This window comes from Paraburkholderia sp. BGA-UO-ETr-F12 (assembly GCF_059567945.1).
Genome location: NZ_JCAQOZ010000017.1, coordinates 21,734 through 43,299 on the forward strand (window position 1 = coordinate 21,734; position 21,566 = coordinate 43,299).

18 protein-coding genes are annotated in these 21,566 nt (G+C 59.0%); 16 read left to right on the forward strand and 2 right to left on the reverse strand.

What is annotated here, in order from left to right:
- Positions 1–68 precede the first annotated feature (68 nt).
- Positions 69–1,016, reverse strand: coding sequence for a LysR family transcriptional regulator (locus AC57B6_RS06850; RefSeq protein ID WP_025647831.1), 948 nt, complete (start codon positions 1,014–1,016; stop codon positions 69–71).
- A 384-nt stretch (positions 1,017–1,400) separates the two neighbouring features.
- Here AC57B6_RS06850 and oxlT point away from each other — a divergent pair, with 384 nt between their 5' ends.
- Genes oxlT through AC57B6_RS06865 form a run of 3 tightly spaced genes read left to right on the forward strand, consistent with a single transcriptional unit; the run spans position 1,401 to position 5,157 of the window.
- Positions 1,401–2,741 (forward strand): oxalate/formate MFS antiporter, encoded by a 1,341-nt coding sequence (gene oxlT / locus AC57B6_RS06855; protein ID WP_028193845.1) that lies wholly within the window; start codon positions 1,401–1,403, stop codon positions 2,739–2,741.
- Between the two features lie 30 nt (positions 2,742–2,771).
- Complete coding sequence (locus AC57B6_RS06860) at positions 2,772–3,716, forward strand: LysR family transcriptional regulator (protein WP_144194880.1); 945 nt, start codon at positions 2,772–2,774, stop codon at positions 3,714–3,716.
- Positions 3,706–5,157, forward strand: coding sequence for an aldehyde dehydrogenase family protein (locus AC57B6_RS06865; RefSeq protein ID WP_025647946.1), 1,452 nt, complete (start codon positions 3,706–3,708; stop codon positions 5,155–5,157). The genes AC57B6_RS06860 and AC57B6_RS06865 overlap by 11 nt, the downstream gene beginning before the upstream one ends.
- Positions 5,158–5,256: 99 nt before the next feature.
- Here the strand turns inward: AC57B6_RS06865 and AC57B6_RS06870 are convergent, their stop codons facing one another.
- Positions 5,257–6,234: a 2-dehydropantoate 2-reductase gene (locus AC57B6_RS06870; protein WP_030098864.1), complete on the reverse strand. Its 978-nt coding sequence runs from the start codon at positions 6,232–6,234 to the stop codon at positions 5,257–5,259.
- Between the two features lie 455 nt (positions 6,235–6,689).
- On the opposite strand from AC57B6_RS06870, the gene AC57B6_RS06875 reads away from it, so the two are divergent.
- The 13 genes from AC57B6_RS06875 to AC57B6_RS06935 all read left to right on the forward strand — a co-directional run bounded on the left by AC57B6_RS06875 (position 6,690) and on the right by AC57B6_RS06935 (position 21,421).
- Positions 6,690–8,105, forward strand: a complete 1,416-nt coding sequence (locus tag AC57B6_RS06875; protein ID WP_496420908.1) for an undecaprenyl-phosphate glucose phosphotransferase — start codon at positions 6,690–6,692, stop codon at positions 8,103–8,105.
- 173 nt (positions 8,106–8,278) lie between these two features.
- Positions 8,279–9,556, forward strand: coding sequence for a polysaccharide biosynthesis/export family protein (locus AC57B6_RS06880; RefSeq protein ID WP_496420915.1), 1,278 nt, complete (start codon positions 8,279–8,281; stop codon positions 9,554–9,556).
- Positions 9,553–9,993, forward strand: a complete 441-nt coding sequence (locus tag AC57B6_RS06885; RefSeq protein ID WP_025647939.1) for a low molecular weight protein-tyrosine-phosphatase — start codon at positions 9,553–9,555, stop codon at positions 9,991–9,993. The genes AC57B6_RS06880 and AC57B6_RS06885 overlap by 4 nt, the downstream gene beginning before the upstream one ends.
- 3 nt (positions 9,994–9,996) lie before the next feature.
- Positions 9,997–12,210: a polysaccharide biosynthesis tyrosine autokinase gene (locus AC57B6_RS06890; RefSeq protein WP_496420909.1), complete on the forward strand. Its 2,214-nt coding sequence runs from the start codon at positions 9,997–9,999 to the stop codon at positions 12,208–12,210.
- Positions 12,211–12,304: 94 nt separating this feature from the next.
- Positions 12,305–13,453, forward strand: coding sequence for a non-hydrolyzing UDP-N-acetylglucosamine 2-epimerase (gene wecB / locus AC57B6_RS06895; RefSeq protein ID WP_025647937.1), 1,149 nt, complete (start codon positions 12,305–12,307; stop codon positions 13,451–13,453).
- A gap of 32 nt (positions 13,454–13,485) precedes the next feature.
- Positions 13,486–14,730 carry a UDP-N-acetyl-D-mannosamine dehydrogenase gene (wecC, locus tag AC57B6_RS06900; protein ID WP_028193838.1) on the forward strand — a complete coding sequence of 415 codons (1,245 nt, stop codon included), beginning with the start codon at positions 13,486–13,488 and terminating at the stop codon, positions 14,728–14,730.
- A 24-nt stretch (positions 14,731–14,754) separates the two neighbouring features.
- Positions 14,755–16,071, forward strand: a complete 1,317-nt coding sequence (locus AC57B6_RS06905; RefSeq protein ID WP_496420910.1) for a flippase — start codon at positions 14,755–14,757, stop codon at positions 16,069–16,071.
- Positions 16,068–16,895: a glycosyltransferase family 25 protein gene (locus AC57B6_RS06910; protein ID WP_496420911.1), complete on the forward strand. Its 828-nt coding sequence runs from the start codon at positions 16,068–16,070 to the stop codon at positions 16,893–16,895. Before AC57B6_RS06905 ends, AC57B6_RS06910 begins: the two co-directional genes overlap by 4 nt.
- Positions 16,888–18,207, forward strand: a complete 1,320-nt coding sequence (locus AC57B6_RS06915; RefSeq protein WP_496420912.1) for a hypothetical protein — start codon at positions 16,888–16,890, stop codon at positions 18,205–18,207. The genes AC57B6_RS06910 and AC57B6_RS06915 overlap by 8 nt, the downstream gene beginning before the upstream one ends.
- Positions 18,200–19,363 (forward strand): glycosyltransferase family 4 protein, encoded by a 1,164-nt coding sequence (locus AC57B6_RS06920; protein WP_496420913.1) that lies wholly within the window; start codon positions 18,200–18,202, stop codon positions 19,361–19,363. The genes AC57B6_RS06915 and AC57B6_RS06920 overlap by 8 nt, the downstream gene beginning before the upstream one ends.
- Positions 19,360–20,166 (forward strand): heparin lyase I family protein, encoded by an 807-nt coding sequence (locus AC57B6_RS06925; protein ID WP_025648115.1) that lies wholly within the window; start codon positions 19,360–19,362, stop codon positions 20,164–20,166. The genes AC57B6_RS06920 and AC57B6_RS06925 overlap by 4 nt, the downstream gene beginning before the upstream one ends.
- A gap of 53 nt (positions 20,167–20,219) precedes the next feature.
- Positions 20,220–20,954 carry a WecB/TagA/CpsF family glycosyltransferase gene (locus tag AC57B6_RS06930; protein WP_496420914.1) on the forward strand — a complete coding sequence of 245 codons (735 nt, stop codon included), beginning with the start codon at positions 20,220–20,222 and terminating at the stop codon, positions 20,952–20,954.
- A gap of 56 nt (positions 20,955–21,010) precedes the next feature.
- Complete coding sequence (locus AC57B6_RS06935; RefSeq protein WP_025648112.1) at positions 21,011–21,421, forward strand: serine O-acetyltransferase; 411 nt, start codon at positions 21,011–21,013, stop codon at positions 21,419–21,421.
- The last annotated feature ends 145 nt before the right edge of the window (positions 21,422–21,566 follow it).

Below are 21,566 nucleotides of genomic sequence, written 5' to 3' on the forward strand. Positions count from 1 at the left end.
GAACTCACTTGCAGCATAGGGATACTGATCAACCTGAAATAGTTAAAGTTTTAATGGGTTTGCATAAGTTACTGTTTATAGACGCTCAATTCCTTCACGCGGGTAATTTTCTCGATGAGATTCGCGCCTTCCTCCATCAGGAAGCGTTTGAAGGCAACCGCAACCGGCGGCAGGCGCTTGTTCTTCCGATGCACGACGTACCAGTTGAGCATGACGGGAAAGCTCTCGACGTCGAGCACGACCAGATGGCCGAGCTGCAACTCGAGACTGATCGTATGGGCGGACAGGAACGCGATGCCCATGCCGGCGATCACGGCCTGCTTGATCGTCTCGGTGCTCTTGATCTCCATCGCGATCTTGAGATTGGAGAGACGGCCGGCGAAGCCTTCCTCCATCGAATTCCAGGTGTCCGAGCCGCGCTCGCGCACGATAAAAGCCTCGTTCGCCAACTGGCTCATCTTGATGTTGCGTTTGTGCGCGAGCGGATGCGTGGGCGCCGCCACGATCACATAAGGGTGCGGCGCGAACGGCTCATTGGTCGCGTCGGTTTCGTGCGGCGGGCGCACCATCACGGCGAGATCGGTCTGATTGGTCGCGAGCTGATGCAGCAGTTCCGCGCGATTGTGTACCGCGAGATTGAGCACGACGCCCGAGTAGCGCCGCGTGAACTCGGCCAGCACCCGCGGAAAGAAGTAGTCGCCGGCGCTGATCACCGCGACGTTCAGCTTGCCGCCGGATACGCCCTTAAGCTGCCCCATCGCCTCGTCGACTTCGTGGAACTGCTGGATGATCGCGCGGCTGTAGTGGAGCATCTCGGTGCCGGCCGGCGTCAGGTAGATTTTCTTGCCGAGCTGTTCGAACAGCGGCAGTCCTGCATGTTCCTCGAGTTGCCGGACCTGGGTGGAGACGGCGGGCTGCGTCAGATGCAGTTCCTCCGCGGCGCGCGAGAAGCTCAGGTGGCGCGCCACCGTTTCAAAGACCTTCAGTTGCCGCAGAGTCGCATTGCGCATCGTCATGGCCAATGTATAAGCAAATGTGAATCAACATAATAACAAACTTTAATTATTAGTAATTCAGCAATGACCCTAGCATGGGCCATTATTAGAAGCGGAATTGCCGGCGCGGTGGTTAGCCGGGTACTCGGGTTAACGCTTGAATCTGACGCATGGCGGGGGCGAAAGAAGAAGTTGGCGCGGTACCGATGCTTAATTGATCGGAATAAAACAACTGATCTGAAAAGCAATGATTAAGGCAGGATTTTTTCGAATAATGCGAATTAAAGACGCAAATATCAAATATTCCCGAATGGCAAGGCTATTCGGGTCATAACCAGAAGGTGAGACACATGGTGCGCGGCGCGACGGCCGGCCGCACGCTAAAAAATGGCGGAGACAAGGCGCATGGACGATATTACTCAGCAGACCACGGCTCGCGTATTCTGGGCGAACCGTTGGTGGCAGCTCGTCATCGGCATGATGTGCATGGCATTGGTAGCGAATCTGCAATATGCATGGACGTTGTTCGTGACGCCGATGAATGCGCGACATCATTGGGGGGAAGCGTCCATCCAGCTCGCTTTCGCTATTTTCATTCTCACCGAAACGTGGCTCGTGCCGGTAGAAGGCTGGCTGGTCGACAAGTTCGGTCCGCGCCCCGTGGTCGCCGGCGGCGCGGTATGCGCGGGTCTCGCCTGGGTCATGAATTCCTATGCGACGACCTTGCCGATGCTGTATGTGTCGGCGGTCATTGCCGGGATCGGTGCGGGCGGCGTGTACGGTACGTGTGTCGGCAATGCGTTGAAGTGGTTTCCGGATCGGCGCGGTCTCGCGGCCGGTTTGACGGCGGCGGGATTCGGCGCCGGCGCGGCCGTCACCGTCATTCCGATCGCCAGCATGATCACGCGCTCGGGCTACGAGCACACGTTCTTTTTCTTCGGCATCCTGCAGGGTGTTTGCATACTCGCCCTCGCGCTGCTGCTGAAGAAACCCACCTTGCGCCAGCAGGCGGCGCCGAAGAAGAAGTTCGCGGTCACCAAGGTCGATTACACACCGGGCCAGATGATCAGGACACCGGTGTTCTGGGTGATCTACGTGTCGTTTGTCGCGGTGGCGGCCGGCGGCCTGATGGCGACGGCGCAAATTGGTCCGATTGCGAAAGACTGGGGGCTCGCACGCATCCCGATGACGATCTTCGGCATGACCCTGCCGCTGCTCACCGCCACGCTTTCGATCGACAACATCTGCAACGGCTTTACGCGCCCCCTATGCGGTTTCATTTCCGACAAACTCGGCCGTGAAAACACGATGTTCGTGATCTTCATCGGCGAAGGGCTGGCGTTGCTCGGCCTCATGCAATACGGCAGCAACCCGTATGCGTTCATGACGTTCGCGGCATTGATCTTCCTGTTCTGGGGCGAAATTTTCTCGATCTTCCCGGCAATCTGTGCCGACACCTTTGGCAGCAAATACGCGGCCGCCAATGCGGGCACGCTCTACACCGCGAAGGGCACGGCGTCGCTGCTGGTGCCGATCGCTTCGGTATTGTCGGCGGCAGGCGGCTGGAATCTCGTCTTTATCGTCTCGGCGGTCGTCACGATTGTCGCGGGCATCTCGGCGAAGTTCATTCTTGCGCCCATGCGGTCGCGCTGGATCGAAACGCACAACGAACCTCAGGGTGCGCTCGCCGTTGCCGGCAGCAAGTCCTCGCGGCTTAGCCATTGGCCTGAACAGACAGGCGAATAGAGTGAGCTGCCCACCCCCGGCGGTAACCTCATGAATGTGTCGCTGCAGCAACTCAAGGTGTTCGTCGCCGTGGCGCGTGAACGGAGCTTCACGCGCGCGGCGCGCCAGTTCGATCTGACACAGTCGGCGGTGAGTCGTTGTGTGCGCGAACTCGAGGACGCGGTCGAATTGAAACTGTTCGATCGGACCACACGCCAGGTGGAACTGACGCATGCGGGCGCGAGTCTCGAACGCAGAATCGGTCGCCTGCTCGATGAAATCGAACTGACCTTGCGCGAGGAGCGCGCCGCTTACGACGGACACACCGGCGTGGTGGTGCTGGCGAGCAATCCCGTGCTGTCGTCGAGTTGGGTGGCTCAGGGGCTGGCCCGTTGCGCCTTGGCCTTTCCGGAGCTGATCGTATCGGTCAAGGACTTGGCGCAAGGCGCTGTGCTGGCGAGCGTCGAGCAGGGCGAAGTGGACTTCGGCGTAGTCTCGGTCGTGGAGCCCCTGAGTTCCGATCAGTTGCATGCTCAAATGGTTTTCGACACGCAGCTGCACGTGGTGATGCCGCCCGGGCATCCGTTGGCGCGACAAACCGTTGTTCCGTGGCGCGCCTTGCAGGAGTACGCGCTCGTCACGCTCAATGCCGACGCGGGGGTGCGCACGGCGCTCGAACTCGCTTTCACTACGCACGGCCTGAAGCGACGGCCGGTCCAGGAGCTCGGACACGTCGCGGCGGTGTCGCGCATGGTCGAGCTCGGGATCGGCATCGGCGTGTTACCTGTCGGTGGACATTGGCCCGTACCCGCTGCGTCACTGGTGAGCAGACCGCTGGTTCCCGAGATGAATCTGACGACGCTGCTCGTGCATCGCCGCAACCGCTCCCTCAGACCCAACGCCGCGGCGGCGTGGGCGCAGTTCGCTGCCCTGACCGATCCGCTGCTGGTCAGCCCACGCGACATTCCACACAAGGAGCTTCATGATGGAAACTGAAACCGACCTCAGGCGCCATGATCTGCTGATCGACGGCAAGCGTTTGCCGCCCGGCACGGGCGAATATTCCATCGATATCAACCCGGCGACCGAAGAACCGATTGCACTGGTTGCGCAAGGCAGTGCCGCCGATGTCGATACCGCGGTACACGCGGCGCGCGCCGCGTTGAAAGTTTGGAATGCGATACGGGCAGCGGAACGAGGCCGCATCCTGATGCGTCTCGCCGGTCTGATGCGCGCGAATCAGGAGGAACTCGCCGCGCTGGAAAGCCTCGACGCGGGCAAGCCGATCTCGGCGGTGATGCGTCAGGATATTCCCGCCGCGATCGATACGCTCGAATACTACGCAGGCTGGTGTGACAAGATCAACGGGCAGGTGGTGCCGGTGCGTCCAGACGCCTTGACGTACACGCTGCGCGAGCCGGTCGGTGTGGTCGCGGCGATCGTGCCGTGGAATTTCCCGCTGATGATCGGGATGTGGAAAATCGCGCCCGCGTTGGCATGCGGCTGCACGCTAATCGTCAAACCCGCGGAGATCACGCCGCTGAGCGCCTTGCGCATCGGCGAACTGGCGCTTGAGGCAGGCGTGCCGCCGGGCGTATTGAACATCGTCACCGGCAAGGGACGGGTGGTCGGCGATGCGCTGGTGGCGCATCCGGGCGTCGACAAAGTGACTTTCACGGGCTCGCCTTCAGTGGGGCGCGGCATTCTGCAGGGCGCGGCCGGCAATTTCAAGCGTGTCACGCTGGAGCTCGGCGGCAAATCGGCGAACCTGATCTTTCCTGATGCGAATCTCGACAATGCGGTGCGCGCTGCGGCGTCCGGTATTTTCTTCAACACGGGGCAGGTATGTTCCGCCGGCTCGCGCATTCTGGCCCACCGCGATGTGTATGACGAAGTTGTCGAGCGTCTTGCGGCGCGTGCGAAGGCAATCAAGGTCGGCGATCCGGCGGCGCGCGAAACGTCGATGGGGCCGCTGATCTCCGCTGCGCAGATGAAGACCGTACTTGGCTATGTCGAGGCAGGGCGTGCCGAAGGGGCGTCGCTCGTGACGGGCGGCGCGCGGGTGGGCGAACGGGGCTTTTTCGTCGAGCCGACGGTATTCGCCAATGTCGAACATGAAATGCGCATTTCGCAGGAGGAGATCTTCGGGCCGGTGGCAAGCGTGATTCGTTTCAACGACGAAGCCGATGCGTTGCGGATTGCCAATGGCACCTTGTATAGCCTCGCGGCCGGCGTATGGAGCGCGGATATAGGCCGGGTGCATCGCGTGGCGCGCGACCTGAAGGCTGGCACCGTGTGGATCAATACTTACGGTTACACCGACGTGCGTTTGCCCTGGGGCGGTTCGGGTGATTCAGGATTCGGCCGCGAGCACGGCGACGTCGCGATCGAAAACTTCACCGAACCGAAGGCAGTGTGGCTGGCGATCGATCAATAGCAGCGTAAATAAAGGATCGAACGCCTGGCGTTCGATCCTTGTCTGGGGCCTGCCGCTGCCGCCTGCCTCGAGAGGTGGGCAGGCTGCGTGAACTGAAGTTCAGTTGCCCTGCAATGCCATCCGTTCGCGCAGTTTGATCAGGGCGAGCACGACGTCGATGGTCGGTGTGGGCTCGGCAACGAGACGGCCCATTTCCTGAACTACCGTCAGGAGCGGATCGATTTCCATCGGCCGGCGGTTCTCCAGATCGACCAGCGTCGAGGTTTTATGCGCGCCGACCGCACCCGCGCCGTCGATGCGCTTTTCCACATCCACCCGAAAATGCACGCCGAACTGATCCGCAATGCGCTTGGCCTCCAGCATCATTGTGCGTGATACCGCACGCGTGCCGGGGTCGCTGGTGAGGACGTCGAGTGTGGCGTGAGTCAACGCGCTGATCGGGTTGAAGCACAGATTGCCCCATAGCTTGAGCCAGATTTCGTCGCGGATATTGTCGCGGATCGGCGCATCGAAACCCGCTGCCTGCATGATCTCGTGCAACTGCTGAATGCGTGGCGTGCGTTCGCCGCTCGGTTCGCCGATCGGGAATTTCTTGCCGTACACGTGCTTGATGACACCCGGTTCGACGATCTCCGCAGCGGGGTACAGCACACAGCCAATCGCGCGTTCCGGACCGAGTCTCGTCCACTGGCTGCCGTCCGGGTCGATGCTGGCGAGGCGCGTGCCGGCGAATTTTCCGCCGTGCTGATAGAAGTACCAGTAAGGAATGCCGTTGACGCCCGTGACGATCGCCGTGTGCTTGCCGAGCAGCGGTTGCATGGTCTCGACCACGCCCGGCAGCGAGTGTGCCTTCAACGTGATGATGACGAAGTCCTGCACGCCGAGTTCGCGCGGGTCCGACGTACAGCGTACCGGCGCGCTGTACGTTTCACCGTCCATGATCAACCTCGCGCCGTGTTCGCGCATCGCCGCCAGATGCGCGCCGCGTGCGACGAAACTCACCTCCGCGCCGGCGCGCGCCAGTTGCACGCCCATCAAACCGCCAATCGCTCCTGCTCCGAAGACGCAAATCTTCATGATGCCGCCCCTGTGACTATGAGAAGTCGCTTGCCCGCCGCCGCATGTGGTCTTGCCGCGGCGGCGGGTCATTGATCGAGCATAAGTCTCCCACGCAATTGCAGATAGTTAAAGTTTCTCCGCCGATGTATTAGGGATTGGTTATGGAAGAGAGGAGTGAGGAGGCGCTGAGGGTATCTCGGAACCAGTCAGAAATTGGCGTAGTTCGTCTGATTGATACCGGGCAGAAATGGGAAATTTCGCAATCGATCAGGATGTCGTTGAGAGGAGAATGCGGCTTCGTTGAAAAGTGATGCAGATGAATGGCATTGCGAACTGATTCCTGGAAGCGATGCCGTGAAGTCGAAGATTGATTTGCAGAATTCGAAGGTGTTTTTGTGTGTGCCGCTGGTGTGCGGATGGCATGGCGGCGAGTGTACGGCACTGCGGCGCGGCCGAACGACAGGTTAAGCGCCATGCTCACGATGAGTCGTCACGCCGCTCGCGAGGATTTTGCGTACATCGAAAACGTACTCGCGCGTCTGCTCGATGTGATGTTGATCGCACTCGGCGCGGCGCTTGCTTCGCTCCTGTTGGTGACCGGCGTCGCACATCCGATTCTCGAAGGCGCCTTTGTGGTGCTTGACATGGCATTGGCGATTTTGCTGTTGCCCCTGTTCGGCACTTACGACTCGTGGCGCGGTCGCTCGAAATGGCGTCTTGTCGTCAACATCGTGTTCGGCTGGATTGCGGTGCAGCTTTGCGGTCTCGCGATCATGTTCCTGCTTCACCGCACGGCGTCGGTGTCGCGGCTCTGGTGTGTGAGTTGGACCCTGATGACCGCGGGCGGACTCGTCGCATCGCGCTTGCTCGTGCATACCGTGCTCGGCCGGATGCGACGCGCGGGACGCAATCTGCGCATGGTGGCCGTGGTGGGCGCGGGGGCGCATCGCGATAGCGTGATAGGCAACATCGTGAGTTCGCCGAGCGCTGGCTTCAAGGCGGTTGCCACCTTAAACACGCAGCCGCACAGCGAGCCTGACTTTCCGGGTTTGCGCTCATTCAAGCGTGTGCGTGAATTTGCACACTGGGTGCGAAGCGAACGAATCGAAGAAGTATGGATCGCGTTGCCGATGTCCGAAGAGCAAATGGTATTACGGCTCATCGATGAATTCAGCGGCGACCTCGTCAATCTGCGGTTCATCCCCGACGTACGCAGTCTCGCGATGTTCGATGGACACCTCGTCGATCTGATCGGCGCTCCGGCCGTCAATCTGATGGCCTCGCCGATGACACCGCGCGCGTTGCTCCAGAAAGCGATCTTCGACCGGCTGTTTGCGGCCGCGGCATTGCTCGCGCTGTCGCCGCTCATGCTCGCGATTGCGGCGGCTATCAAGCTGTCGTCGAAAGGGCCGGTGTTCTTTACCCAACGGCGCAAGGGCGTGGACGGCGAGGTCTTTCGCATCTTCAAGTTCCGCACGATGCGCGTGCACGCAGAGCAAGCCGGTGTGGTGCGCCAGGCCACGCGCGGAGATCCGCGCATCACGCGGGTGGGCGCGTTTCTGCGCCGCACGAGCCTTGACGAGTTGCCTCAGTTTCTCAATGTCTTGCGTGGCGAGATGTCGGTGGTGGGGCCGCGTCCGCATGCACTCGAGCATGACGATCAGTACCGCAGTCTGGTTGACGGCTATATCCACCGCTACCGCATCAAACCTGGCATCACGGGCTGGGCGCAGGTGAACGGGTTTCGAGGCGAGACCGATCGGATCGAGAAGATGCAGGGGCGGGTCGAGCGCGATCTTTATTACTTGCGCAACTGGTCGTTCGGGCTGGATATGCGCATCGTTGTTGCCACGGTGGTGAAGGGACTGGTGCATCGAAACGCGTACTGACGTGCGGCGTATTCGTATCAGGCAGAGAGCGTCAGTGCGCGCGAAGTTCGGCAAGGCTTGGCCGGCGCGCATGGCATGAACACAAATGGAATTTGAGTTGGGATGGCCTAGTGGCTCGTGACGACACGAGCGGTGCGCGTGGCGCGACTCGTTTAGGAAACAGGTTGAACAGGATGTTAGTGGTGACCCCTACGCAGACGATCGGTCGTCTTGGATCTTTGACAGTTGCGGCGACTCTGCTGCTGTCCGCTTGCGCGGCGGCGCCTGGCATGCGTATGAAGACTTCGTCAAGCCAGGTGCAGACGACGACAGCGGACTTTGCTTATCCGGCGAACGCGCCAGGCGTGGCCGCTGGCGCCATGGTTGCGAACGATACCGCGGGGGCCACGAAAGCATCTGATCCCGCAGCGCAAGAGGATTTGAGCAAGGCGCGCGGGAAGGTGGATGCCACGGCGGGTACGCCGGAGATTCCGCTGACGGAACTCGATATTGCACTGGTCAAGCGCATGTCCGAAGAGCAAAAGCAGAAGCAGCTGGAGCAGGCGCAACTCCTTTCCGGGGCGCCCCAGGCTTATACAGTCGGCCCGGGTGACGTGCTTCAGATCGTCGTCTGGGATCACCCTGAGTTTGCCGCGGCGCTAGGCTCGGCACAGACGCAGTCGTCGCCGCGTCCGGCCGACCCGATGGCCGGTTTTGTCGTCGACCAGGGCGGTAAGTTGACCTTTCCTTACGCGGGCACGCTACAGGTAGCGGGTTTGCATATCGAAGAGATTCAGCAGCGTGTGACGGCCGCACTGGCGAAGTATCTCGTCAAGCCGCAGGTGACGGTGCGAATGGCGTCGTATCGGGCACATCAGGTTTATGTCGATGGCGAGGTGCATAACCCCGGCGTTCTGGCTGTGAATGACGTGCCAATGACTTTCTACGAAGCGATCAGCAGGGCTGGTGGGTTCAGCGATACGGCCGATCAGAGTGACGTCGTACTGGTGCGTGACGGTGTCTCGCATCGAGTGAATCTGACCCAGATGATTGCCCAGGGGATGAGCCCATCGCGGTTGTATCTGAAGTCCGGCGACATGTTGCGTGTGGTGTCGCGTGACGAAAACACGGTGTACGTGATGGGCGAAGTGAACAAACCCGTTTCAGCCATTCCGCGCAGAACCGGGCGTATCACGCTGGCGGATGCGCTTTCGCAGGCGGGAAGCGTGAACTCGAGCACCGCTGACGCCGCGCAGATGTTTGTGATTCGCGGTTCGCTCACCGAGGCACCGCAGGTCTTTCACCTCGACGGCAGTTCGCCGGTTGCAATGTTGATCGCCAAGGAATTCGACCTGGAGCCGAAGGATGTCGTGTATGTGGATGGCAGCGGCCTCGTTCGCTTCAATCGTGTGCTGAGTTTGTTGATGCCGCTTGTCAACGCGGGACTGACCGCAGGCGTGGTGGCGAAATGATCGGCAGCGTTCTGATGGTTTGCGAGGGCAATGTGTGCCGGAGCCCGGTCGCGCGAGTGATGCTTCAGAGGGAGCTGCCGCAGCTCGTCGTGAGTTCGGCAGGCACCAGGGCGTTGGTTGGCGAGCGCGCTGATCCGCTAGCTATGCAGCTTGCGAGCGAGCAGGGTCTGGATATCAGTGATCATGTGGCAACCGCTCTGACGCGCGAGGATGTTTGTGCCGCCGAACTGATCCTGAGCATGACTCAGGTGCAGCGCGAGTTGATTGTGACTACTTATCCGTTCGCAAGAGGAAAGGTCTTTCGCTTGGGCGAACACGATCAGATTGACATCGTCGATCCCTATCGGCGGCATCGCGCCGCATTTGACCTGGCATTTGCACAGATCGAACACGGTATTTCGAACTGGCGCGACGTTATTGCAAGGTTGGCTCACTGAATCATGAATCTGCTTAAACAAAGTCGTGCGGCCGATGCGTCGGCCGACGACGAAATCGACCTTTCCGAAATCATTGCGGTTATTCGCGAGAATCGGCTTTTGATCGCGCTTGTTACGGCCGGGATGCTGATTCTCGGCGTAGCGTACGCATTCTTTGAAACGCCCGTCTATAGAGCCGACGCCATGATTCAGGTGGACGACGACTCTGGTGCTGGCAACATCAATGACAAGCTGGGTGATCTTGCCTCGCTTTTCCAGAACAAAGCGACGGCAGACGCGGAGATCGAACTGATCCGTTCACGGATGGTCGCCAGCGAAGCCGTGAGCCGCCTACACCTCGATATCGGTGTCGAGCCACGCTATTTCCCGGTGATCGGAGCACTAATTGCAAGGCGTGCTTCGGGGGATGGGCTCGCCGACCCGATAATGGGGCTGCGTCATTTTGCGTGGGGTGGCGAAAGGCTCGACATGACGCAATTCGACGTGCCGCGCGTGCAGTACGACAGGACCTTTACGATCATCGCTGAGGCGAATGAGCGCTTTGAGCTTCGCGACCCGAAAGGCAACACGGTACTTCACGGCCGTGTCGGAAATCCTGAACGTGGCACGACTGAGTATGGGCCCATAGAGTTGACCGTGGCCAGGATGGTCGCCCACGCTGGTACGACGTTCGACGTCACCCGGTCGTCGACCCAGCTCACGATTGATGATCTACGCAAGGCGCTCGACATCAAGGAAAAGGTCAAGCAGTCCGGCATCATCTCAGTCGCACTTGATGGAACAGATGCCGCTCAAACTACAGCGACGGTGAACGCCATCGCGCATATCTACGTGCAGCGCAATGTAGACCGGAAGTCGGCACAGGCCGAGCAGATGCTCAGCTTTCTCGGTGAGCAGCTTCCACAGTTGAGAGGAGATCTCGACAAGGCCGAGCAGCGTTACAACTCGTTCCGGGCGCAACACGGTACCGTCGACCTGGAGGCGGAGGGCAAGCTTTTATTGCAATCGATCGTCGATAGCAAGGCGAAATTGATCGACCTGCAACAGCAGCGCTCACAGCTTGTTCAGCGCTTTACTGCTGCGCACCCGTCCGTTGCGGCGATTGATGCGCAAATCGGCGAGCTTCAGCAGCAGCAGAATGCGTTCGATCGCAAAGTCGGAGCTATGCCCGACATTCAACAGCAGGCGCTGCGGTTGATGCGCGACGTGCAGGTGAATACGGACCTGTACACAAAACTTCTCGACAGCACGCAGCAATTGCGAATTTTGAAGGCGGGCCAGTTGGGCAACGTGCGTACGGTCGATTACGCCGTCGTTGCAGAAAAGCCAGTCAAACCCAAGAAGCTGCTTGTCGTTGCCTTGTCGACCATCTTCGGTCTGTTACTCGGATGCACGATTGCATTCGTACGACGCGTACTCAATCGCGGTCTTGAGAGCCCGGCGGAAATCGAACGCGCGGTTGACGTGCCGGTGTACGCAATCATATCGCGTAGCGAGCGTCAAATGAAGTTGCAACAGTCGCCTCGCAGAGACGCGTTGGGTCCCCGCGTGCTGGCCGCGGCCTTCCCCGAAGATATCGCCGTGGAGGGTATCAGGAGCCTGCGTACGGCGTTGCAGTTCGGCATTCTGAAGCCCGACAACAATATCGTGATGCTCACCGGGCCGCGGCCCGGTGTCGGCAAGTCGTTCCTCTCCGTGAATCTCGCGACGGTGCTCGCGGCCACAGGGAAGCGGGTATTGCTTGTTGATGCGGACATGCGTCGCGGCAACGTTCACACCTATTTTGAATTGCCGCGCAAGCCGGGGCTATCAGACGTAATTAGCGGTATTGCTCCCGAAAAGGCGATTCATCGCGAGGTTCTGCCCAAACTCGACGTACTCATGAGCGGCACCGTTCCGTCGAGTCCGGCTGAGTTGTTGATTAGCGAGCGCTTTGCCCAGGTATTGGCGCAGTTCGGCAAGGAATACGACGTGGTCATCGTGGACTCGCCGCCGGTTCTGGCCGTCACCGATCCTGTCCTGATCGGAAAACATGCCGGTGCGACATTGCTCGTCATGCGCCATGGCCGTCATTCCGCAGCGGAACTAGGTGAAACGACGCGTCAGTTGAATAGCGCCGGCGTAGCGGTGAACGGCATCCTGCTAACTGATGTGCCGCAACGCGCCAGCAGCTACGGTGCATTCTCGGAATACGAAGCAAAGAAGGCTGAATCATGAACTCCGAAAATCAAACCGGGTGCTGGGCGCCGGCATGCGGCATTAATGCAATGCATACCTGTGAAACTTACACGCTCAGTACGTGGTGGCCGCTATGAACAGCCGGATACTGCTTACGTTCGGAACCCGTCCGGAAGCCATAAAGATGGCGCCGCTTGTGAGGCGGCTCAAGAATACGAAGGGGATTGACTGTTTCGTTTGCGTGACGGGTCAGCATCGGGAAATGCTCGACCAGGTGTTGTCCCTATTTCGGATACGTCCTCATTTCGACCTGAACGTGATGAAGCGAGGCCAGGACCTTTATGACGTGACGACCTCGATCATGCTCGGCATGCGAGATGTGCTGACCGATTGCAGGCCGGACCTCGTTCTCGTGCACGGCGACACGACGACGACGATGGCGGCAAGTTTGGCTTCGTTCTACCAACGCATTCCGGTTGGGCACGTCGAAGCTGGTCTGCGGACCGGAAATCTCCTGTCGCCGTGGCCCGAGGAGGCGAACCGCAAACTGACCGGGGTGCTGGCGGCAACACATTTTGCACCCACAGAGCGTGCGCGTCAGAACCTGCTTGCTGAAAACGTGCCTGACGATCGGATCGTAGTGACAGGCAATACGGTGATCGACGCACTGTTGCACGTACGTGAGTTGCTTGCGAACGATCCGCAGTTGCGCGTTTCGGCGGAGCGTCACTTACCGAAACTCGAGGCGGATCGGCGCATCGTTCTCGTCACGGGACATCGCCGGGAAAGTTTCGGCGACGGATTCGAACGTATCTGCTCGGCGCTTGCGCAACTGGCACGTGCGCATCCAGACGCGGACATCGTGTACCCAATGCATCTCAATCCAAGCGTACGCGAGCCTGTGAACCGCCTTCTTTCAAATATTCCGAACGTTCATCTTATTGAGCCGCTTGACTATCTACCTTTTGTTCACCTGATGGATCGCGCGTTTCTGATCCTGACCGATTCTGGTGGCGTTCAGGAAGAGGCGCCATCGCTTGGCAAACCGGTGCTCGTGATGCGCGATACGACCGAACGGCAAGAGGCAGTGGATGCCGGCGTGGTGAAGCTTGTCGGAACCGATGCACAGAAGATTTTTGACGGCGCGTCGCAACTACTTTCTGACTCCAGGATGTATGACGCAATGAGCCGCGGCAGCAATCCGTACGGCGATGGCAACGCTTGCGAGCGCATCGCCCGCGCACTTACGGCAAATCCCCCGGCGGCGACCCTTGCGGCGTAACGGCAAACAGATAACTCTACAGATTGATCAAAATGGAATTCGAAACTATTTCGGTAGTTGGACTTGGCTACATTGGCTTGCCGACTGCAGCAGCCTTCGCGGTGCGCCGAAAGCGCGTGATCGGTGTCGATGTCAATCAGCACGCAGTCGACACTATTAACAAGGGTGCTATTCACATTGTCGAACCGGAACTCGACATGCTCGTTCATGCAGCAGTTACGCAAGGCTATCTGCGAGCGACGACAGTGCCGGAACCCGCCGACGCGTTTTTAATCGCCGTGCCCACACCATTCGCCGACGGATTTCGGCCGGACCTGAGCTATATCGAGGCGGCGAGCCGTGCTGTCGCTCCTGTGCTTAAGAAGGGTGATCTGGTCGTGCTCGAGTCGACTTCTCCGGTGGGCGCAACCGAGCAGATGGCGGCATGGATGGCGGAACTTCGGCCTGATCTAAGCTTTCCGCAGCAGTCGGGTGAAAACTCGGACATTCGTATCGCGCATTGCCCTGAGCGTGTTTTGCCGGGGCACGTGATTCGCGAACTCGTTGAAAACGATCGTGTGATTGGTGGGATGACACCCCGATGCAGCGAACTGGCGCGCGAACTGTACCAAAGCTTCGTGCGCGGTGAATGCATTCTGACCGATGCTCGCACTGCTGAGATGTGCAAACTTACCGAGAATTCGTTTCGCGACGTGAATATTGCGTTTGCAAACGAATTGTCGATCATCTGCGACAAACTTGATATCAACGTTTGGGAGTTGATTCGCCTTGCGAACCGACATCCGCGCGTAAGCATCCTGCAACCGGGGCCTGGTGTGGGTGGTCATTGCATCGCCGTCGACCCATGGTTCATCGTGGACTCCGCTCCGGAGCAGGCGCGCTTGATTCGTACCGCGCGAGCAGTGAACGACGATAAGCCAGGCTACGTGATCGACCGGGTCGAACGCGCGGCGCGGCGTTTCAAGGATCCGGTGATCGCGTGTCTTGGACTGGCGTTCAAGGCGAATATCGATGACCTCCGCGAAAGCCCGGCGTTGCATATCGCCAGCGAACTCGCGGAGCGATTCGCTGGGCAAGTAGTGGTGGTCGAACCGAACGTCAGAACATTGCCGGAGGCGCTTGAAGGGAAAGCTCAGCTTTGCGAATTGACCGAAGCGCTGCTCAAAGCTGACATCATCGTCATTCTGGTCGACCATGCACAGTTCCGGCGCGTGGATCACGTGCGCTTCCAGGCCAAAGTTGTGATCGATACGCGTGGTGTGCTGGCGCATGCGTAAGCTTGCGCACTGCCTGGCGCGTCAATGCCGGGATATCTCGTGAGCGGCGAGCAGATGAAGCACGCCGGGTCCGCAACGAAGGCCGCGCGTATGCGCATGAACTTCCTTGCGTTGATGATGTGGCAGATCGGCAACTATATTGTGCCGCTGGCAACATTTCCGTACCTGACGCGCGTGCTTGGCGTGGCGCATTTTGGCGTGCTCGGCTATGCGACGGCGGTTGCAACCTACGGCATGCTAGTGACCGAGTGGGGATTCTTTCTGAGTGGCCCCAAGGCGGTGGTCGAATGCCGTGACCATCCGAAGGTTCTTAACGAGCTCATCTGGTCGACGATGATCGCCAAGAGTTGTCTTTGTGCGATCTCGTTCATCGCGCTGCTGGTCGTCGCGCACTTTGATAGCAAGCTCGCATCGGTGTACCCCGTGGTATTCGCAGCGTGGCTGACGGTGATCGGCAATGTCTTTACATTGAACTGGCTGCTGCAGGGGCTGGAGCGGTTTTCCGTTTTTTCAACCGTGGCGCTAGCCGGACGCTTTTCCAGTTTGCCGCTGACATTCATTTTCGTGCATCACAGTAGCGATGTTGCAGTTGCAGCGGCAATACAGGGGTTGACGGCGGTCCTGACGGGACTGTTCTCGCTGGTTGCCGCATGGCGCCTCGGCGTTTTGCACCGCCCGAGCGTGTCGGCACATTCAGTTTGGCGGCGCATTCGGGAAAGTGCAGACATGTTTGTGTCGTCCGCATCGGTGAGCCTGTTCGGCGTAACGAATGCGGTCATTCTCGCGTCAACGACGACGCCTTATCAGGTGGGTATCTATATTGCGGCCGACAAGCTGAAGACCGTGGCCAATATGGTCCCGGCACAGATTAATACGGTGTGCTACCCGCGTGTTGCCGCGCTTTTCAGAGGGCACCCCTTGGCGGCTGCCCGGCTTACGGTGATCGGAACTGCAGCCACTGCGGTAACGACCGTTGCTGGAGTGGTCGCTGTCGCCTATCTTTCGGCGCCACTCGCAGCGACAGTGTTGGGCACTGGTTTTGCAGCTTCGGCGTCGGTGCTGAAGCTGCTCAGCCTGGCAACCATCTTCGGCAATCTGGCTTATTTCCTCGGATTGCAGGTGCTTGTGCCGTTCGGGAATACGCGTATCCGCACGATGATGATGTTGGCTGCAGGCGTGCTGAATGTTGGGCTTGCAATTGTCCTGACGCCGCGTTTTGGCGCCGACGGGGCGGCGGCATCGCTTCTCGTTGCCGAGGTGGTGCTGCTGGGTATCTATGTGTTGATGATTTTGCGCAAGCCGTTGCTGCGCAACCACTTTACTCAATTGTTGAATCGATGATGGAGAGCAGAGTCCCTATTCACGTCATATCGTTATTGCGTTCGGGCCGTCGCGAGGCGATCGCCAAGGTATTGACTGATCATGACACTGCATTCCGTATCGAGGATGCGGTCGATGCGCGTGCGCTTACCGAAATCGAACTCAGTACCGCCTATGACGACAAAGCGGCGCGCCATCGTTACGGACGCGCAATGACCCCCGCTGAGGTCGCGTGCTTCATGAGTCATCGTTCAGTGTGGCGCACGATTGCCGACACGGGACACGCCGCGGTAGTTCTCGAAGACGATGCGATCCTGGAGCCAGCATTTTTTGCCTGTGTGCTCCGGGCGAATGAGCTTGAGTTGTCTCGCTGCGCCGACATTGTATTGCTTGGACGATCCAAGTTGCGACGCGCGGCGTCGTTGTGGACGTACTTCAACGAGCCGCTGAGGCGGGTCTCGACTGTCGAGGGGCTGAGAATTGGCGTTCCGTTCAAACAGTGGACTTCAGGGTCGGTGGGCTACTGGATGTCCGCACAAGCGGCCCGTAAGGCACTCGCCTACACGGACGGTCCAATCGGCACGCTGCTTGATGACTGGCCGTGGCATCGGGATCACGGTGCTGCTCGCGTGGTCGAACTGCGTCCCTATGCCGTGTGGGAGGACTTTGAACGACTAGCCAGCAGCATCGATCCGGAGCGCAAAGTGCGCATCGGTTCGCGTACGTGGGTGCATGACGCGACGCTTTGGCCGCTGCGCCTTCTGCGAACCACTGCTCGATGGGGCGCGGTCGCGTTAAACCGGCTTTCGTCTCCAGGCGAGGATGGAAGAGCACGTCATGAATAACCCAGCATCACTACACCGGCGAAGCGCCCAAAGTGGCGTGAGCGTGCAGAAATCAACACGACGGGCGCCAATCACGCTGGGGTGGATCATATTCGCTGGTGGTCTCGCGCTATCTCCGTTCGCGGATTTTCTATCGGTCAGAGCCGCGCACGGGTTCGACTCCGCAGGTGGCGATGCCCGTTATTCGTTGTTCGTTCGCGGGAGCATGGTTGCTGGGCTGCTGTTGGTATTGTTGGCGGGTAGCAGGTTGAAGAGGTCGAGTTGGCGCACTGCACTGTTGGCGGTGCTTGCGATTCTGGCGGCGGCCGTGACTTACGCGTTCGGCGATATGTCGAGCGCTGAGTTGGCGCAACAGATAGTGTTCGTTCTCAAAGTATTCTCTTTCTTTGTGTGCTTTGCGGCGCTATCGGGAATGAGTGCCCAGCAACTGGAAGAGCTCGAACCGATCATGCGCTTCACGCTGCTGGCCTACGCGTTGTCCATTGTCACGGGTGCGGTGTTTTCGATCGATATGTTTCGTAGTTATTGGGCCGACACGCAGATAAGGTCCGGCTACAAAGGTATCGTGTATGCGCAGAACGAAGCGTCGGCACTGATGGTAGTGGGCCTGAGCTACGGTCTGCTCCGAGTGCTGAAGTCTGGTTGGTCGGTATGGAATGGCGCGCTGATTGGCAGTATCGTGTTGGCTTCGGGTCTGGTTGGCACGAAAGCCGCGATGGCCGGGACCGTCGCGGTGACCTGTTCGTACTTCTATGCCAGATATCGGGTGCCGAAGGCGACCGCTCGCGCGTTGGGTGTCGTCGGTACGTTGGCCTCTATCGCGGTTGTCGTCTATCTGGTGGTGCCGGGCGTTAAGAGCGCCGTTGCGCTTAGCCTGCAATATTTCATGTACCAGCATGGCCAGACTCGCGGCGCAGGCATGCTCACCATGGCCCTGTCCGGACGTGACGTCAAGTTTTCTAACGTGTGGGACGACGTGGCGAAAGAGGGCTACGTGGCGCTGCTGACGGGGGGCTATCCGGTGGTGCGCTATCTCGTTGAGATCGACGTACCGGATCTGGTGTTGGCAATGGGCTTGCCGGTTTGTGTCCTCTACTTGTGGAGCATGGGCAAGGCGTTCCTTTGTGGCGAGGGCGGCGCCATGCCGCGGTTTGGCAAGTGGTTTTTTATCGTTCTGATGGCGACGGCGTGTACGGCGGGGCACGTCCTCGTGTCCGCGATCATCAGCCCGTACTTGGCCATGATCGCTGTGCTTGTCAAGCGCGCCGCTGCCGAGCATCCCGCTTCAAGGGAAAAGTCCGGCGATGCGTAAGCTCAATGACTTTGACTCGAACGCGCACTATAGAGCGTCGCCGTTGCGGGTGCTGCACGTAGGACCGGGCCATGGGCAGCGAGGCGGCATTGCTTCGGTTCTCGCAGAACTCGGTGCTCAGCGAAACCAGTTCCAGCGCGAGGCGGTGGTGTTAGCGATCTTCGAAACACATGGATTCCAGAGCGTGAATTCTTTGTTGTGCTTTCTGCTGCTCGATATTCCGCGCTTTCTGATTGCGATGTTGAACGGCGTCGACCTGGTTCACTTCCATGTGTCGGTCCGCGGATCGTTTTACCGGAAATTCACCTTATACGTTCTTGCCAGGCTCATTGGAAAGAAGACGATTTTCCATCTGCATGCGGGAAACTTCCGCAAGTTCTGGACCAATAGTGGCTCATTCACGCGTAAAGCGGTGTCATGTTTTATTCGCGGGGCTGACGGCGTGGTGGCGGTGTCATCGGCGATTGCGGCCGAGCTTCAAGGATATCGCGGGGGGGCACATGGCCTCTATGTGATCGGAAACACCGCGTGTGAGGCCGAGGCGATGGCAGGTGCGGCGCTGCGTGACAGCTCTGACGCGCAAGGTACCGACGTCACGCCATACGTCGCTTTTGTCGGCAGATTTACGGAAGGAAAGGGGATTGACGAGCTGTTGAGAGCGACGGCGCTATTGACCCGTCAAGGACTGAACTTCCAATTGAGGTTGGCGGGGAGCGGCGACACAGACAGATGGGCGCGTGCGGCGATTGGTTACGGTATAGGCGATCAGGTGCGCTTCGTTGGCTGGCTGCAGGGCGATGAAAAGCTCGCGTTCTATCGCGACGCTCGCCTGTTTTGCATGCCGAGTCATTTCGAGGCATTTGGCATCTCGACATTGGAGGCGATGTTTATCGGGCGACCGGTCGTCGGCACCGGAGTGGGAGGTTTCCTGGATCTGGTCGAGGACGGGGTGACAGGTTATCTGGTACGCCCCGGAAGCGTGCGCGCACTTGCGAAAAGAATCCGGTTTCTGATAGAGCGCCCCGATATCGCGTATGCGATGGGGGAAGCAGCTGTGTCCCGGGCGCTAAGCCGCTATTCGGTTGGCGCGATAGTGAGTCAGTACGTTCACTGCTATCGGGTAGTGAACGATTCAAAAGGGGAGGAAGGTCTATGAACGTCATGCCCGGTTACCGATGGAGTCTGATTGGTATTTTTGGAATCCTATGTAGCGTAGTTAGCGCGCAGGAAATGGGTGTCGTCTGGACCGATCCGAAAATGACAGCGTTGGCGAGCACCTACGACAAGCTGTTCTCGACGACATGGAGCGGTGGCGTTGATGCGAACATCGGCGTTCAGGCGAATGTCGGCGATATAGCCGTAGTTGATGATCCGGTGATGCCAGGAAGGAAGGCCGTACGCGTTCATCTGTCAAAATCCGAAGACTTTTCGAAGATTGCCAACGGCGTCCCTCGTGCGGAGTTGATCTTCCCGAAAGCAGTGAGTTTTTCGCAAGGCTCAGACTATTTGCTGAGATGGAGCACCTTCATTCCTGCTGGGTTCAAGTTCGACACCAAACAGGCGGTCATTGTCACGCAGATCCATCAAGGAGAGTGGACGGGCGGCCCAACGATCGCGCTGAGCCTGCAAGGCAATCGGTACGCAATTTCCGAACGTGGAGGCGCAAATACAATGACCGTTTCGGCAGGGAAGTGGCTGTGTTGCGCCGAGGCCGATCAGGGCAAGTGGGTCAACTGGGCGCTGCGCTATGTTGCCGACGATTCAGGTCATCACGCATCGACTCAATTGTGGAAAGACGGGCATTCGGTGTTTGCATCGCAAGGGACGCCGAACGCCTATCCGGGGGTGCAGGACGCATATCTCAAGATGGGGTTGTACAAGGCCGGATGGAATGCGTCGCCATCCGATGTCAGTGAAATTACGCTGTTCTTCGGGCCGGTTTCGGTTTCGAAGAAATGAGTATCCCATCCGCGATAAACCATTGATTCGCGGAGGCTATAGAGAGTGGTTTTATGAAGCGCATTGAAATACTTGGATGTCCTATGGACTCGGCGACAATGGATGAAACCGTTTCCGCAATTTCAACGAGGATTGTCACGAAGCAGTTCACGCAACATGTTGCGGTCAACGTGGCGAAGCTCGTGCATATGCAGTCCGATAAGGAACTCGCGCAGTCAGTCCATTCCTGCGACCTGATCAGCGTCGATGGAATGGGGGTGGTCTGGGCAGCCCGGATGCTCGGCCATGCAGTACCGGAGCGTGTTACAGGCGTTGATCTGTTTGACAGGTTACTTGCGGAGGCGGCGAGGCTGGGACTGCCGGTATATCTGCTCGGCGCGACGGAGGAGGTTGTCGCGCGGGTGGCCGCGATATGCGAGAGACGTTATTCAGGACTTCGGATTGCCGGCTATCACCACGGCTATTTTGGCGAAGATCAACGACAGGTTGTCGACCGCATCCGTGAGTCTGGCGCGCGGATGCTTTTCGTGGCGATCACATCACCCGCCAAGGAAAACTTCATTAACCGCTGGAAAGGCACGCTCGGTGTCGACTTTGTAATGGGAGTTGGCGGGACGTTCGATGTGGTGGCGGGTAAAGTCAGCCGCGCACCTCGTTGGATGCAAAGGGTGGGACTGGAATGGTTTTTTCGTGTCCTGCAGGAGCCGCGCCGAATGTGGCGTCGCTATCTGGTTACCAATAGCAGGTTCGCGCTGATGTTGGGTAAGGCGCTGATTGTAGAGCGGTAGCAGGTCGTGGGGATGAGTGGGCAACCGCTCCGGCTTCTTTAAACAGGACGAGATTCATGCTGCATATCTATCGGCTTGCACATCTGCTTTATCGCTTGCGCGTGCCCTTTCTACCTTGGGGCTTGAAGGTGCTTAACCGTGTTGTCTTCTCGGTGTCCCTGCCACCATCGGTAACGGTTGGGCGCAATGTGGTATTCGGCTATCAGGGGCTCGGCATCGTCGTTCATCGGCAGGCGGTACTCGGTAGCAACATCATTATTGCGCCCAATGTGGTGATTGGAGGGCGAGGGCGTCCCGGCGCGCCCGTCATTGAAGACGATGTGCTTATTGGTGCGGGAGCATGCATTCTGGGCCCGGTGACTATTGGGCGCGGAGCGAAGATTGGTGCGAACGCTGTTGTGATGATCGATGTCCCGCCTAACGCCACGGCGGTGGGCGTCCCAGCTCGCGTGCTTGGCGTGGATTGACTCACCCCCTCCGAACCAGCAAAAAACGGCTCTTTCAAAAATGGAGTGGGTAATGCGGCTCACGACGCATGCGGATTGAGTGCTGAGAAGTCGAGCTTTCCGGCGATGAGGAACAGCACGGTGCGCATGGTCTTGAAGCTGGCGT